Here is a 14,580-nt window from a genome sequence, read left to right on the forward strand (position 1 = left end):
AGCCGCAGCGCTCGATCCCACCGTTCCGCCTCGTCCGAGACCGACGTCACGGACAATGTCCGATATGCACGAGTCGGCGCGCCACTCCCGGCGGCTGCGCGTCTATGACCTCCTCGAGGCCGCGCAGGACATCGGGCACGAGGGCGTACCCGCTCAGCTGAGCGAGATCCGCGATCAGGCGCGACACGACGCCGACGCCGACCTGCAGCAGCTGGCCGCGACCGGTCTGGTCTTCTACGACCTGCTGCACGGCCACGACCACGAGGCCACCGCGCTCGAGTGCGACCGGCTCGTCGAGGACGCCGAGGCCCTCGAGCTGCCGGGCCTGCTCTCGATGGCGCTGTCGATGCGGGCGATGCACGCGATCTCGGTGGACAACGAGGCGCTGCTCGCCGACGCCGGCCGCGCGGTCGCGCTGGCCGACCTCGACGAGGGCGAGCCGGTCGACCGCGGGTTCGCCTGGACCACCCTGGGCGGCGCCTACACCTCGCTGGACCTGTGGGAGCTGGCCGATGAGGTCAACGACCGCGCCGCCGACCTGGCCCCGGAGTGCCCGGACCCCTACCGCCAGCTCGCGGCGGTCAACTCCAACCGCTTCCACATCCGGATCGCGTGGGGTGCGGCGCTGCTCGAGCACGGCGACGTCGAGGCGGCGATGGCCCGGCTGACCGCGGCGCAGGAGGCCGCCGACACCGCCCTGCTGACCGTGGGGGTGCCGTTGCTGTGGCAGCACGCGGCCGTCGCGGCCCGCGACCTCCTGCGGTTCGTGCGCCGCGCCTACGGCAGCGCCGAGAACGGCGACGTCGCCGACGACCTCGAGCGCATCCACCAGCACCGCCTCGTGCTGCACGAGTACGACGAGGCCGACGTCCGCCCGTACTTCGACCCGTTCCTGGCACTGGGGCTGCACCTGCTCGGTCGCAGCCAGGAGGCTCGCGCGCTGCTCGCGCCGGCCACCAGCGGCACGGCGCACACCCCCGCCGACACCTTCGCGGCCTGGGTGCTGGCCCAGGTGCTCTCTCCGGCGGAGCTCAGCGAGGACGCCCGCGCGCACCGCGCCTACGGCGCGCTCGTCCACGACCTGCACTGGACCGCCCGGGCCGGGGTGCTGGCAGCGGCACGAGCCCGCATCGCGGAGTCGGCGCTCACCTCGGCGCACGCCAGCCTCTCGCGCGAGGTGGGCCGCGACCCCCTCACCGGTCTGGACAACCGGCGGCGCTTCGACCGGTGGCTCAGCCACGACGAGGACGAGGGGCGCGACGCGAGCGTGGCGGACCCCGGGGCGGCGCGTCCGACCGCGCTGCTGCTCATCGACGTCGACGAGTTCAAGCAGGTCAACGACACCTTCGGCCACGACACCGGCGACGAGGTGCTGCGCCAGATCGCCGAGATCATCACCGGCGGCATCCGCGACCAGGACGTCGCGCTGCGCCTGGGCGGCGACGAGTTCGCGGTCATCCTGGCCGGTCAGCCGGGCCAGGAGCACAGCGGCGACGTGCTCGAGCAGGCCGCCGCCGGTCGTGCCCGGTCGCTGGCCGGCACCGTGGTCGAGGCCCCATGGCAGGACCTGGCCGCCGAGCTCGCGGTGAGCGTCTCGATCGGCTGGGCCGTCGGTGCGGTGGGGCGCGACGAGACCGGCAGCGCCCGCGACCTCTACCGCGCCGCCGACGCCGACCTGTACGTCCACAAACGGGCCCGGAATTTCTCGCATTTCGAGGATCGTTCCGCCCGGTAAGTCTCATACTTGGGCCTATGTCCGTTCTGAGCACGCCGGCGTTCCGGTTGCGCGTGTACGACCTCATGGAGGCCGCTCAGGGCGTCGACCCGCAGGGCGCGCGCGAGGAACTGGACCAGATCGCCAGCCAGGCCGAGTTCGAGGGACATACCGAGCTGGCGCAGCTGGCTCACACCGGCCGGGTGCTGCACGACGTCGTGCACTCCGAGGACCGCGACACCGTCGCCTTCGACGTCGCCGACCTCGTTCACCGCGCCGAGGCGCTCGACGCCCCCGCGCTGCAGGCCATGGCGCTGGGCCTGCGTGCCGTCGTCGCCGGCTCCACCGGCGAGAGCGAGGCGCTGCTGGCCGACGCCGGACTGGCCGTCGCGCTGGCCGAGCGGGAGGATCTGCCCGCGCTGGACCGGTGCTTCGTGTGGGTGCTGGCCGGGGCGGCGTACACGACGCTGAACCTGTGGGAGCTGGTCGACGAGCTCTACGACCGCGCCGCCGAGCTGGCCCCGGCGTGCGAGCAGCCGCGCCAGCAGGCCGCCGTCGCGGTCAACCGCTTCCTGATCCGGCTCGACTGGGCCGCCGCGCTGCTCGAGCACGGGGACGAGGCCCAGGCGCTGGCGCAGCTGGTGGGCGCCGAAGAGGCCGCCGAGACCGCGCTCCTGACCCCCGACGTCCCCGACCTGTGGCAGCGCGACGCGCTGGCCTGCCGCGACCTGCTCACCTTCGTCCAGCACAGCTTCGGCGTGCTGCCCGGCGGCACCCCCGGGCGCCAGCTCGAGCGGCTCGAGGGTCACCGGCAAGCGCTGGCCGAAGCCGGCGACGTCGAGATGCTGCCCTTCCTGGAGGCCTTCACCGCGCTGGGCCTGATGCGGCTCGGGCAGCGTGCGGCCGCCCAGGACATGCTGGCCGACGGCCCGGTGCACTCCTCCTCCTCGGGTGCGCTCGCCTTCCAGGCCTGGGCTCGCGCCGAGGTGGCGATGCCCGAGCACCCCGACGAGGCCCTGCAGGCCGTGCGCGACTACGCCACCGTGGTGTGCGACCTGCGCTGGAACGCCCGCAACGGCGTGCTCGCCGCCGCCCGCGCCCGCATCGACGAGGCCCGGCTGGCCGCCGAGCACGCCGTCCTCTCGCGCGAGGTGATGCGCGACCCGCTGACCGGGCTGGAGAACCGCCGCCGCTTCGACCAGTGGCTCGGCGACGACCAGCACCCCGACCGGCCGACCTCGCTCATCCTCATCGACGTCGACCACTTCAAGCAGGTCAACGACGTGCACGGCCACGCCGTCGGCGACGAGGCGCTGCGCCGCGTGGCCCGGGCCATCACCGACAACATCCGCGACTACGACGTCGCCGTGCGCCTGGGCGGCGACGAGTTCGCCGTCATCATGGTCGCCCCCGACCGGCTCATGGAGCGCGGCAGCGCCGACCAGGTCCTCCACCGCGCCGCCCGCGGCCGGGCCCGCGCCATCGCCGCGGCGGTCGCCAACACCAACTGGGACCAGATCGCGCCCGGCCTGGACGTCAACATCAGCGTCGGCCTCTCCACCGGCTGGCTCGGCGAGCACCACCCCGGCGCGGCCGAGACCCTCTACCGGCTGTGCGACGAGGACCTCTACTCCGCGAAGTTCCGGCAGACGTCGCGGGTGCGGGCGTAGGCGTCGGGTGGCTCGCCTGGGGTGCCGGAGTCGTCGGGACTCAGTACTGTCGGGACTCAGAACCACCAAGACCCAGAACCGCCGAAACTCAACACTTGCGCAGTTTTGAATCGGACAAGTCGGATCTGCCGTGGCGAATCGGGCCACTCAACTGCGCAAGTGTTGAGTTTCGGCGACCAGGGGCGCCCCCGCCACCACCGCCCGCCCCGGACGCAGCGTCACCAGCACCCCGGTCAGCAGCAGCACCGCCCCGACCAGCTCGGCCCGGTGGGGCACCTCGCCGAAACACAGCCAGGCCGCGACCATGGCCACCGGCGGCACCAGCAGGATCCACGGGACGACCGCCGAGGGCTGGTGGCGCGAGAGCAGGCCGTTGAAGATGCCGTAGCCCACCAGCGAGGCCAGCACCGCCGTGTAGAGCGTCGAGAGCACCGCGTGCCAGCCGAAGGCGGCGAGACCGTCGGCGACCCCGCGAGGACCGTCGAGCAGCAGCGAGAGCGCGAGGGCCGGCACCGGCACCACCAGCGCTGACCACACCGTGAGCCCCAGACCGCCGCGGGCTCCGGAGGCGCGGGAGAGCACGTTGCCGATGCCCCAGCTCAGCGCCGCTCCGACGCACAGCAGCACGGCCAGCAGCGGGGTCGCCCCACCCCGGCCGGCGCCGACCACCACGAGGCCGACGGCCCCGACCGCGATCCCGAGCAGCTGGGTGGAGCTGGGCCGCTCGCCGAGCACGCCGGCGGCGATGAGCACGGTGAAGATCACCTGCGCCTGCAGCACGAGCGCCGCCAGGCCGGGCGAGAGGCCGGCGTCGATGGAGGCGTAGAGCAGCCCGAACTGACCCAGCGACATGAACGCGCCGACGGCCAGCAGCGTGCGCCACGGCACCTGCGGTCGCGGCACGAGGAAGATCGCCGGCACCACGACGACCACGAACCGGATCGCCAGGAACAGCAGCGGCGGGACGCCGCGCATCCCGGCGTCGATGGCGACGAAGTTGAAGCCCCAGATCACCGCGACCAGTGCAGCCAGCAGCGAGTCGCGCGTCGTCACCGATCCATCGTCCCCCGCGTCACCGTGAAGCACCAGCAACAGTAAGCCGCTGGTACCATGTAGCGTTCCTGCATGATCGATCTGGACGCCCTGGTCTCGCTGCGTGCCGTCGACGACCACGGCACCGTCGGCGCCGCGGCCGACGCCCTCGGCTTCACCCCCAGCGCGGTCTCCCAGCAGGTCAAGCGCCTCGAACGGCAGCTCGGGCTGGCCCTGCTCGAGCGGGTCGGGCGCGGGGTCATCCTCACCGGCGCCGGCCGGCAGCTCGTCGACGACGGCGCCGCCGTGCTGGCCGAGCTCGAACGGATCGAGGCCGGGCTGCACCGCGCCGCCTCCTCGGTGTCGGGACACCTGCGGCTCTCCGCGTTCTCCACCTCCGTGCGCGACGTCGTCGCCCCCGCCCTAGGCCGGCTCACCGCGCGCCACCCCGATCTCTCCGTGACGCTGCACGAGGGCGAGCCGTGGGACGTCGTCGACCTGGTGGCCGACGGCCGCCAGGACCTCGGCCTGGTGCACAGCTGGGGCGACGTGCCGCTGCCGGTGCCCGACCACGTGGTCTCGACCCACCTGACCCGCGACGTGGCCGACGTGGTGCTCCCGGCCTCCCACCCGCTGGCCGGTCGGCGCCGGCTCAGTCCGCACGACCTGCTCGACGCGGCCTGGATCGCCACCCCGGAGGGCACGATCTGCCGGCAGTGGCTGACCCGGATGTACCTGGGCACCGGGCGGCTCCCGCACGTCGCGCACGTCTCGATGGAGTTCGACTCCCACCTCGCGCTGGTGCGGGCCGGCCTGGGTATCGCACTGGTGCCCCGGCTGGGTCGCGCCGAGCTGCCCGCCGGGGTCGTCGCGGTGGCCGCGATCGACCCGGTGCCCACGCGCGAGGTGGTCGCGCTGCACCGGCGGACGATGAGCGACTCCCCCGCCGTCCGTGCGCTGCTGGCGGAGCTGCGCGCTACCGCCGAGCCGCCGCCAGCCGCCCCTTGAGCAGCGCCTTGGCCGGGTGCGGCGAGACCCCGAGCCGGGCCAGGCAGACCTCGAGGATCTCGGTGTCGTAGGGCGCGATCTCGCTGTAGCCGATGACCGCGTCGGGGTCGGGCTGGGCCAGCAGCGCCTCGCGCACGGCCACGGCGACGAAGTCGGCCAGCTCGGTCAACGCGGGCGAGTTGGTCCCGGGAAGCAGGTCGCCGCCGTACGCCGCCACCGCACCGAGCACGTCGCCGCCGCGGATCCGCTCCACGACCACCTCGACGTCGACGCTCACCGGCATCATCAGCCGGTAGGGGCGCGAGGAGAGCGCGCCGCCCAGCGCCGAGCGCAGGTGGGAGACCTCGGCCTTCAGCGTCGAGGTCGAGACCGCCTGGTCACCGTAGAGCTGGGCGTGCAGCTGCTCGAGCGAGAGCCCCTCGGGACGTAGCGCGAGCAGCGCCAGGATCTCGGTCTGACGGCGGTTCAGCAGCAGCCGCTGGCCGTCGAGCCGCGCCTCCGCGGCGCCGAGCAGGGTCAGCGAGAGGCCGTGGCCGTCGTAGGCCATCGGTGAGAGCCGCGGGTGCTGACGGGTGTCGGGCAGCGCCGTCTCAATCAGCCGGGCCATCATCCGCGCGGTGGCCAGGCCGATCGGGTGGCTGCGGTCCCAGGTGGTCGAGAGGTCGATGACGCCCAGCCGCTCCCCGGTGACGGGGTCGTGGACGGGTGCGGCCCAGCAGACCCAGTTGTGCACGATCGGGGCGTAGTGCTCGGCGCTGAAGACCATCGCCGGCTGGTCGAGCCGACCGGCCAGGTCCAAGGCGTTCGTGCCGACGCTGCCGTCGTCCCAGCGTCCCGAGGCCACGAAGTTGACCGACTCGGCCTTGCGGCGCATCACCCGCCCGCCGTAGGTCCACAGGATGCGGGTCTGCGGGTCGGTCACCGCGAGCACCAGGTCGCCGTCCTCCGCGGTGCGGCGCAGCTCCTCCTCCACCGCGCCGACCGCGACCTGCAGCGGCGAGCCCTGCCAGTAGGCGTGGGTGTCGGACTCATCGGCCAGCGGCGCTTGGCTGACGGCCAGGTCGATGGCGGGCGCCGAGCGCTGCCAGCTGCTGAGGATCTCCGGGCGGACACCGTGCTGGACGCCGTTCTGGCCGCCGTCCTCGACGAACGCCGTCCAGGCCCGCACGGCGTCGTGCCGCCGATCACGCAGGTGCGTGCGGCTGCTCCCCGTGGTGCCCCTCGTACTCGTGATCGTCGACCTCCGCTGTGGTACCGGTCACGGTACTGGGCTCACCGTGGATCCGTCCCGCGGTGGCGCCCAGCCGGCCGCCGGAACCGCCCCACTGGGCCGCGATGATCTCCGCCGCGATGCTGACCGCGGTCTCCTCCGGGGTGCGCGCGCCGAGGTCCAGGCCGATCGGGCTGGAGAGCCGCGCGAGCTCGTCGTCGGTGACGCCGACCTCCTTCAGCCGCAGCACCCGATCCTCGTGCGTGCGCCGCGAGCCCATGGCGCCGATGTAGCCGACCTGCGGCAGTCGCAGCGCCACCTCCAGCAGCGGCACGTCGAACTTCGGGTCGTGGGTGAGCACGCAGAGCACCGTGCGCGAGTCCAGCCGGCCCGCCTCCTGCTCGGCGGTGAGGTAGCGGTGCGGCCAGTCGACGACCACCTCGTCGGCCTCGGGGAAGCGGGTGGCGGTGGCGAAGACGGGCCGGGCGTCGCAGACCGTCACGTGGTAGCCGAGGAACGAGCCCACCCGTGCCACCGCGGCGGCGAAGTCGATCGCCCCGAACACCAGCATCCGCGGGGCCGGCGCGAACGCCCACACGAACACCCGCATTCCCTCCCCGCGCCGCTCGCCGTCGGGGCCGTAGGTGAGCGTCGCGTTCCGCCCGTGAGCCAGGAGCCCCAGCGCGTCGTCGGTGACCGCGTCGTCGGCGCGGGTGGACCCCAGCGACCCGCTCCGGCGGGGTAGTCCGAGACGAGATGGCTGCGGATCGTCGGGATCGACAGCCATTTCGTCTCTGACTATGCCGCCGGGGCGCACGACCAGTCGCCGGCCCAGCCAGGCGGGGTCGGGGTGCTCGATGACGGTGGCCAGGGCGACGGGGCGGCCGGCCTGCACGTCGGCGACCACCTCGGCGAGCTCGGGGAAGGTCTCCCGGTTCACCTTCTCGACGTAGACGTCGAGGATGCCGCCGCAGGTCAGGCCGACGGCGAAGGCGTCGTCGTCGGAGACGCCGTATCGCTGCAGCACCGGCTCCCCGGAGTCGACCACCTCGCCGGCCAGCTCGTAGACCGCACCCTCCACGCACCCGCCCGAGACCGAGCCGACGGCCTGGCCGTCGGGGCCGACCAGCATCGACGCCCCCGGCGGCCGCGGCGCGGAACGGAAGGTCGCGACCACCGTGCCGACCCCGACGGTCTCGCCGGCGTCGTACCAGTCCATCAGCTCCTCGAGCACCTCACGCACCGCCGACCACCTCCAACACAGCCTCGAACGAGCGCAGCGAGTGGCCCGCGATGAAGTCGTCGCAGTGCGGCAGCGCCGCGACGATGCCCGACTGCAGCGGCTCGTACCCCGCCTTGCCGCGGTGCGGGTTGACCCACACCACCCGGCGCGCCAGCCGCTGCAGGCGCTGCATCTGCTCGCCCAGCTGGCGCGCGTCGCCGCGCTCCCAGCCGTCGCTGAGCACCACGACGACGGCGCCGCGCGCCATCCCGCGCGCACCCCACCGGTCCAGGAACGCTGCGAGCGTCTCGCCCAGCCGGGTGCCGCCGGACCAGTCGGGCACCTCATCGCCCGCGCGCACCAGCGCCCGCTCGGGGTCGTGGGCTCGCAGTGCCGCGGTGATGCGCGTGAGCCGGGTGCCCAGCGTGAAGACCTCCACCGGCGCCCCGGTCTGCACCAGCCGGTGGCACAGCCGCAGCAGGGCGTCGGCGTAGGGGCGCATGCTGGCGCTGACGTCGACCAGCAGCACCAGCCGCCGCGGCTGCGTGGCCCGACGCCGGTGCGCAACCACGGCGGGTTCGCCCAGCTGCTGCAACGAGGCGCGCAGCGTGCGGTGCAGGTCGACCTCGCCGCGCCGCCACGGCGTACGTCGGATGGCCCGGCGCCGCGGCGGGCGCGGTCGCAGCGAGGCGATCATCGCGTCGAGCAGCGCCTTCTGCCGACCGTCCAGCGAGGCGACGTCGCGGTGGCGCAGCACCTCGGCCTCCGAGGCCGCCGCGTTGAGGACGTCGGGCGAGCCCTCGCCACCGGTCTCCTCGGGGTCGTCGCTCACCGGCAGGGGGGCCGCGATCTCGCGCGGCGACTCCCGCGGCACGCTGCGCGGCAGCTCGGCGCGGTCGCCGAACCAGGCGTGGAAGACCTGGTCGTAGCGGTCGAGGTCGTCGGGACCGGAGCACAGCGTCGCGCGGCCCGCCGTGTAGGTGGCGCCAACGTCGTCCAGGCCCACCAGGGCCACGGCCTCGAGGTAGCCCATCTCGCGGTCGGTGGTGACGTTCACGCCCGCCGCGCGCAGGGCCCGGGTGAACCCGAGCAACACCTCCTCGACGTCCCTCATGAGGCCAGCATCCGGTCCAGCGCGTGCTTCACGCGGTCGGTGTCCTCGCGGTACTTCACCACCGCTCCCAGGGTGCGGGCGGCGGTCTCCAGGTCGAGCTCGGCGGCACCGAGCCGCTGCAGGGCGCGCGCCCAGTCCAGCGTCTCGGCGACCCCGGGCTGCTTGAGCAGCGGCTCGGCGCGCAGCTGCTGCACGACGCCCGCCACCTGGCGGGCCAGCGCCTCGGATACCTCGGGCAGCCGGCTGCGCACGATGGCCACCTCGCGCTCGAGGCCGGGGTGGTCGATCCAGTGGTAGAGGCAGCGACGCTTGAGCGCGTCGTGGAGCTCGCGGGTGCGGTTGGAGGTGAGCACGACGGTGGGCGGCGTCGCGGCGGTGACCGTGCCGAGCTCGGGGATGCTCACCGACCAGCTCGAGAGCACCTCGAGCAGGAACGCCTCGAACTCGTCGTCGGCGCGGTCGACCTCGTCGACCAGCAGCACGGCAGGCGACTGGCCGACCGACTGGCGCAACGCCCGCAGCACCGGCCGGGCCAGCAGGAACCGCTCGTCGAAGAGCGACTTCTCGGCCTCGCTGGGGTCGAGCGCACCGTCCTTGGTGGCCGCCTCCAGCGTGCGCAGGTGGAGGATCTGGCGGGCGAAGTCCCAGTCGTAGAGGGCCTGCGAGGCGTCGATGCCCTCGTAGCACTGCAGCCGGATCAGCGGCACGTCCTGCACCTGGGCCAGCGCCTCGGCCAGGGCCGTCTTGCCCGTGCCCGGCTCGCCCTCCAGCAGCAGCGGTCGCTGCATCTCCCTCGCCAGGAAGACGACCGTGTCCAGCGCGTCGTCGCTGAGGTAGCCGGTCGACGCCAGAGCCGCCGACACCTCTGCCGGGGTGTCCATCCGATCAGCCTAGGTCCGAGCGGTTGGCCCGGGGTTGGACGATGGGCAGGTGGAGCCGAAGACGTGCGCCTCCTGCGGGCGCCGGATCGAGTGGCGCAAGAAGTGGGAGCGCGACTGGGACCAGGTGCGCTACTGCTCCGCCTCGTGCCGGCGCCGCGGCGTCACCGACGACGACGAGCGGCTCGAGCGCTCCATCCTCGACCTGCTCTCCCGCCGTGCGCGCAGCGCCACCATCTGCCCTTCGGACGCCGCCCGCGACGTCGGCACCGACGACACGTGGCGCGACCTGATGGAGCCGGCGCGCCGGGCGGCCCGGCGCCTGGTCGCGGCCGGGAAGGTGGAGATCACCCAGGGCGGCCGGGTGGTCGACCCCTCCACCGCGAAGGGCCCGATCCGCATCCGTCGCACTCACTGATCGACGTCGACCCCGGTGGCGAGGTCGCCGCACTCCACCAGCGTCGGCGGGTGGTCGCGCAGGTAGTCGCGCGCGCCGCGGTCGCCGACGCTGATGGCGAGCACCCCGGCCCAGTGCTCGCGACCCAGCAGCACGGGGTGGCCGGGCACGCCGTCGTACGCCGCGCGTGCGAGCACGTCCGGCTGGTCGGGCTCGGCGAGCAGTCGCGCCACCACGTCGGACCCGACGTCGGGCAGGTCGACCAGCGTCACCAGGCACCGCGTGGCCCCGCCGTGCGCCACGTGGGCCAGGCCCGCGGCGAGCGAGGCCCCCATGCCCTCGTCCCAGTCCGCCGCCACGACGACGGTGACGTCGAAGGGGTCCAGGAGCGGACGCGCATCCTCGGCCTGCGCGCCGAGCACCACGACGACGTCGTCGCACCCGGCCAGCGTGGCCACTGCGTGCGCGAGCCAGCCCTCCACCAGCGCCTTGGGTCGACCCATCCGTCGCCCGGCGCCGGCGGCGAGGAGCAGGCCGGTGGTCACCGCAGCGCCGCGCAGTAGCCGGCGATCAGGGCGTCGGCGACCACGCCGACGTAGTCGTCGTCGGGCCAGAACGTCGCCTCGTGCAGGCCGCCGCGCTCGTCGCCGGTGCCGACGAAGAGCATCAGGCTGCGGGTGTGGGCGGAGTAGTAGGAGAAGTCGTCGGAGCCGAAGGAGCGCCAGGAGGAGTCGACCTCGTGGCCGAAGCCCGTCAACAGCTCGCCGGCCGCGACGGCCAGACGCGGATCGTTGAGCAGCGGTGGCTCGGCGACGTCGATCTCGACCTCGGCGGCGCACCCGTGGCCGGCGGCCACGTGCTGGGCGATGTCACGGATGGCCGCATGGGCCACCGCGCGGTCCTGCTCGCGCATGGTGCGCACGGTGCCGGACCCGACGGCGATGCTCGGCACGACGTTGTTGGCGGTGCCGGCGCGCAGCTGGTTGACCATGCAGGCGACGCCGACGGTCGGGTCGACGCGCCGCGCGCCCACCTGCTGCAGCGCGACGACGATCGCCGAGAGCGCGAGCACGGAGTCGTCGACGGTGTGCGGGTAGCCGGAGTGGCCGCCGTGCCCGGTGACGGTGACGGTGAACTCGTCGGTGGCGGCGTTGACCGGTCCGGGCGTGGCGGCGATCGTGCCGGCCGGCAGCCTGGGCTGCACGTGGGCGGCGACGATCGCGTGGACGTCGTCCATCGCACCGTCGGCGACGACGTCGCGCGCACCGGAGTCGGCTCCCTCCTCGCGAGGCTGGAGCAGGGCGGTCACCGGTCGCGGCAGGTCGAGGTCGGCGGCGGCCATGACAACCGCGGCGAGACCGGCCAGGTGCACGTCATGCCCGCAGGCGTGCATCGCGCCGTTCGTCGACGCCCAGGGCAGCCCGCTCGCCTCGACCACCGGCAGCGCGTCGAGCTCGGCGCGCAGCACCACCGGCGCCGGCCCGGGCGCCACCGGCAGCAGCCGCCCGGTGCCCGCCACCGTCCGGCCCTCCCCCAGGCCCAGCGCGTCGACCACGGTCTGGGTCGTCGCGCTCTCGACGCCGCCCAGCCGCGGGGCGGCGTGCAGCGCATGGCGCAGCTCGACCGCCGCGGGCAGGTGGCGGCGTACCGCATCACGCCAGGCCTCAGCAGTCACAGGAGTGTTCATCATTCCCCGCACGTGCGGGGAATTACCGGGGGTCGAGGCCGTAGGCCCGGACGGCGTTCTCCCGCGCCACCAGGTCGACCAGCCGCTGGGCGTCGTTGTCGGTCATCTCGCCATGCTCCACGAGCCGCCCCAGGAGGTCCTCGGCGGCCTCCCGGAACATCAGCGCGGCCACCAGGTAGAGCTCGGCCAGGCCGAACGCGTCGGAGGAGAACAGCAGCTTGCCGAACGGCACGAGCTCGAGCGTCTCGCGCAGCAGGGTGCGGCTGAGCACGCCGGCGTTGTGGGTGGCCAGGCCCAGGTCCATGAAGACGTGGTCGAAGACCTGGGAGAGGTAGGCGGCGTTGCGGTGGAAGGGCCAGTTGTGCAGCAGCAGCACCGGCACGCCCCGATCGACGGTGCCGCGCAGGAAGGCGGTCAGGCGCAACGGGTCGCACTGCAGCAGGTCCAGGTCGCTGTCGCCGTAGCCGACGTGGAACTGCAGGGGCAGCCCCAGCTCCACCGCGGTGTGGGCGAGCCAGGCGCTGACCGTCTTGTCGACCAGCCGCTCGGGGGCGACGCCGGCCAGTGCGCTGGCCAGCTCGTCGGCGCTCGGCTTGGTCGCGGGCAGCTCCAGACCCACCCGGTAGGCGGCGATGCTCTTGGCCCCCACCGCGCCCGACGCCTGCAGTCGCGAGACCACCTCGCCGGCGAAGTCGTCGGTGCCCGCCTGGAGCACCTGCTCGGCCACCCACTCCAGGCGAATGATCTCGTGGGCACTGCCGCCGGCGTAGGCCGCGGTCTCCTCGGGCGAGGTGAGCACGTCGCGCCACAGCCCGGTGTCGACGACGAAGGTGTCGATGCCGGCCGCGCCGAGCAGCCGCCGGTTGACCTCGGGCGCACCGAGCTCGCGCCGGCGCGCGAGGTAGGCGTCGGCGTCGACCAGCGGCTCGAGGTCGAGCAGCGGCGCGCAGTGGCGTCGGATCGCCAGTCCGAGCATGGAGTCGAACAGGGTCGTGGCCAGCGGCGACGCGTGCGGCGCCTCGTTCATCAGCGCCTCAAAACCGGCGCGGTCGAGGTCGTCGGCGACCAGCCCGTGGCAGTGGTGGTCGATCAGCGCGGGCATCCTCATCCGGCGTCGTCCAGGGCACGCAGTCCGGCGGTGAGCCGCTTGGCCAGGCCGGGAGCCGCGAACATCACCACCGCCACCAGGATCACCCAGCCGAAGGCGACGATCGGGAACCAGAACGCCGGCTGGCCCGAAGCGGGGTACGGCAGCACGTTGCGCCAGATGGTGTAGCCGAGCATCACCAGCGCCAGCAGGGGGATGACGATCTGCCAGCCGGGCACGTCCATCTTCTTGTCCACCCAGATCAGCTTGATGCAGCCGACGGTCGCCAGCACGTAGGCCACCAGCAGGATCAGCGTGCCGATCGTGCCGCTCCACAAGAAGGTGTCGAAGACCTCGGCGTGGAAGAGGACCGCGCAGACCAGCGCGATGAGCGCCACGACGACGGTGACGACGATGGCAGCGATCGCCGGCGTGGCGTTGCTGCCGGTGCGGCCGAGCGGGTGGCCGGGGACGGCGTCGCGGACGATCGCGAAGAGCAGCCGCGAGGCGCCGACGACGCAGGCCAGGCAGCAGCCGAAGGCGCTGACCGCCGCACCGAGGGTGATGAGGTCGCCGACCCAGGAGCCGACGTACGAGGTGCCGAGGTCGCCCATCAGTGCGGGCGAGGCGATGAAGGCCTTGACCCCGGCGGCGTCGGGCTTGAAGGCCATCATCTCGATGGCGGTGACGACGGTGAAGTAGACGCCGCCGAAGATCGCGGTGCCCAAGATGGCACGGGGGATGTCGCGCTGCGGCTGCTCGGCCTCCTCGCCCAGCGTGGCCGCGGCCTCGAACCCGGCGAAGGAGAGCAGTCCGAAGACGATGCCGAGTCCGAGGTCGGAGACCGGCGTGCCCGAGGGGACGCTGAAGACCGACATGGTGAAGTGCGCGTCGTTCGGTGCGCTGCCGCCGAGCATGCGCACCAGCACCACCACGGCGATGACCAGGATCAGCGCGACGGTGATGCCCTCGACGCTGAGCAGGATCGACGTCGCCCGCCGTGCGGGCACGACGGCGAAGAACAGCGAGAGCCCCAGCGCCACGGCGCCGACCAGGAAGCCGGCCCAGGCGGGCTGGTGGTTCCACACGCCGATGATGTCGAGGAACGAGGACCCGAAGATGCCGGCGGCGCTGGCGGTGACCAGCGCGTAGAAGACGTAGGTGCCCATCAGGCCGAGGCCGGCGACGGCGCCGGCGCGCGCACCGAGCGTCGCGCCCGCGAAGACGTAGACCGAGCCGGCGTGGCGGTAGTACTGGCACAGCCGCACGAAGACGTAGGCGATGAGCAGCACCGCCACGGCGGCGAGGAAGAACGCCAGCGGCGTCGCGCGGCCGACCAGGCCGGCGGTGCCCTGCGGGTTGATGTTGGCCGCCATGCTCGGTGCCATCAGGGCTACCGAGATGCCGACCGCCTGCCACACCGAGAGGCTGCGGCGCAGGGTGGTCTTCTTCTCCGAGACGGGTGCGGTCATGGTGGTGCTCCTCGGGCAGCAGGAACCGACTCAGCCGTCGTTGGCTCGTGGTGAGTCTGGCCAGCCCCCTATCTTTTGTCCAGACCAAT

The 14,580-nt window shown here is 73.4% G+C and carries 13 protein-coding genes; 4 read left to right on the forward strand and 9 right to left on the reverse strand.

The genetic code is table 11. From position 1 onward, the window contains the following. The first annotated feature begins 64 nt into the window (after positions 1-64). Together D9V37_RS15355 and D9V37_RS15360 are read left to right on the forward strand one after the other, a co-directional pair. Positions 65-1,735 (forward strand): GGDEF domain-containing protein, encoded by a 1,671-nt coding sequence (locus D9V37_RS15355; protein ID WP_121807054.1) that lies wholly within the window; start codon positions 65-67, stop codon positions 1,733-1,735. A 17-nt stretch (positions 1,736-1,752) separates the two neighbouring features. After that, positions 1,753-3,384 (forward strand): GGDEF domain-containing protein, encoded by a 1,632-nt coding sequence (locus tag D9V37_RS15360; RefSeq protein WP_121807055.1) that lies wholly within the window; start codon positions 1,753-1,755, stop codon positions 3,382-3,384. Positions 3,385-3,531: 147 nt separating this feature from the next. Here the strand turns inward: D9V37_RS15360 and D9V37_RS15365 are convergent, their stop codons facing one another. Further along, positions 3,532-4,437, reverse strand: a complete 906-nt coding sequence (locus tag D9V37_RS15365) for an EamA family transporter (RefSeq protein ID WP_121807056.1) — start codon at positions 4,435-4,437, stop codon at positions 3,532-3,534. Positions 4,438-4,509: 72 nt separating this feature from the next. Here D9V37_RS15365 and D9V37_RS15370 point away from each other — a divergent pair, with 72 nt between their 5' ends. Then, the gene (locus tag D9V37_RS15370; protein ID WP_121807057.1) at positions 4,510-5,424 is read left to right on the forward strand and encodes a LysR family transcriptional regulator; all 915 of its coding nucleotides are present in this window, start codon (positions 4,510-4,512) and stop codon (positions 5,422-5,424) included. Here the strand turns inward: D9V37_RS15370 and D9V37_RS15375 are convergent. Genes D9V37_RS15375 through D9V37_RS15390 form a run of 4 tightly spaced genes read right to left on the reverse strand, consistent with a single transcriptional unit; the run spans position 5,393 to position 9,851 of the window. Next, positions 5,393-6,592 (reverse strand): sigma-54-dependent transcriptional regulator family protein, encoded by a 1,200-nt coding sequence (locus D9V37_RS15375; protein ID WP_232524951.1) that lies wholly within the window; start codon positions 6,590-6,592, stop codon positions 5,393-5,395. The two genes, D9V37_RS15370 and D9V37_RS15375, sit on opposite strands and share 32 nt — an antisense overlap. A 16-nt stretch (positions 6,593-6,608) precedes the next feature. Beyond that, on the reverse strand, positions 6,609-7,877 hold the full coding sequence (locus D9V37_RS15380; RefSeq protein ID WP_121807059.1) for an XdhC family protein: 1,269 nt from the start codon (positions 7,875-7,877) through the stop codon (positions 6,609-6,611). Next, complete coding sequence (locus tag D9V37_RS15385) at positions 7,870-8,970, reverse strand: vWA domain-containing protein (RefSeq protein ID WP_121807060.1); 1,101 nt, start codon at positions 8,968-8,970, stop codon at positions 7,870-7,872. Before D9V37_RS15385 ends, D9V37_RS15380 begins: the two co-directional genes overlap by 8 nt. Next, on the reverse strand, positions 8,967-9,851 hold the full coding sequence (locus D9V37_RS15390; protein ID WP_121807061.1) for an AAA family ATPase: 885 nt from the start codon (positions 9,849-9,851) through the stop codon (positions 8,967-8,969). The genes D9V37_RS15385 and D9V37_RS15390 overlap by 4 nt, the downstream gene beginning before the upstream one ends. 49 nt (positions 9,852-9,900) lie before the next feature. Between D9V37_RS15390 and D9V37_RS15395 the strand changes: the two genes are divergently transcribed. Beyond that, on the forward strand, positions 9,901-10,266 hold the full coding sequence (locus D9V37_RS15395; RefSeq protein WP_121807062.1) for a DUF2256 and DUF3253 domain-containing protein: 366 nt from the start codon (positions 9,901-9,903) through the stop codon (positions 10,264-10,266). Here D9V37_RS15395 and D9V37_RS15400 read toward each other — a convergent pair. From D9V37_RS15400 to D9V37_RS15415, 4 genes are read right to left on the reverse strand one after another with little or no spacing between them, the layout of a single operon-like run. Beyond that, positions 10,260-10,790 carry a nucleotidyltransferase family protein gene (locus D9V37_RS15400; RefSeq protein ID WP_121807063.1) on the reverse strand — a complete coding sequence of 177 codons (531 nt, stop codon included), beginning with the start codon at positions 10,788-10,790 and terminating at the stop codon, positions 10,260-10,262. The genes D9V37_RS15395 and D9V37_RS15400 overlap by 7 nt on opposite strands. Further along, entirely contained in the window at positions 10,787-11,920 is a 1,134-nt protein-coding gene (locus D9V37_RS15405) for a M20 metallopeptidase family protein (protein ID WP_232524952.1), read from the reverse strand. The genes D9V37_RS15400 and D9V37_RS15405 overlap by 4 nt, the downstream gene beginning before the upstream one ends. A 34-nt stretch (positions 11,921-11,954) precedes the next feature. Continuing rightward, the gene (locus tag D9V37_RS15410) at positions 11,955-13,040 is read right to left on the reverse strand and encodes an amidohydrolase family protein (protein WP_121807065.1); all 1,086 of its coding nucleotides are present in this window, start codon (positions 13,038-13,040) and stop codon (positions 11,955-11,957) included. Continuing rightward, on the reverse strand, positions 13,037-14,491 hold the full coding sequence (locus D9V37_RS15415; RefSeq protein ID WP_121807066.1) for an APC family permease: 1,455 nt from the start codon (positions 14,489-14,491) through the stop codon (positions 13,037-13,039). The genes D9V37_RS15410 and D9V37_RS15415 overlap by 4 nt, the downstream gene beginning before the upstream one ends. Between the last annotated feature and the right edge of the window lie 89 nt (positions 14,492-14,580).

This window comes from Nocardioides mangrovicus (genome assembly GCF_003674065.1).
Taxonomy (GTDB): Bacteria; Actinomycetota; Actinomycetes; order Propionibacteriales; family Nocardioidaceae; genus Marmoricola; species Marmoricola mangrovicus.

Coding starts and splice junctions, on each gene's coding strand:
- D9V37_RS15385 (WP_121807060.1), bottom strand. CDS start 8,970: ATGAGGGACGTCGAGGAGGTGTTGCTCGGGTTCACCCGGGCCCTGCGC.
- D9V37_RS15370 (WP_121807057.1), top strand. CDS start 4,510: ATGATCGATCTGGACGCCCTGGTCTCGCTGCGTGCCGTCGACGACCAC.
- D9V37_RS15355 (WP_121807054.1), top strand. CDS start 65: ATGCACGAGTCGGCGCGCCACTCCCGGCGGCTGCGCGTCTATGACCTC.
- D9V37_RS15360 (WP_121807055.1), top strand. CDS start 1,753: ATGTCCGTTCTGAGCACGCCGGCGTTCCGGTTGCGCGTGTACGACCTC.
- D9V37_RS15415 (WP_121807066.1), bottom strand. CDS start 14,491: ATGACCGCACCCGTCTCGGAGAAGAAGACCACCCTGCGCCGCAGCCTC.
- D9V37_RS15390 (WP_121807061.1), bottom strand. CDS start 9,851: ATGGACACCCCGGCAGAGGTGTCGGCGGCTCTGGCGTCGACCGGCTAC.
- D9V37_RS15410 (WP_121807065.1), bottom strand. CDS start 13,040: ATGAGGATGCCCGCGCTGATCGACCACCACTGCCACGGGCTGGTCGCC.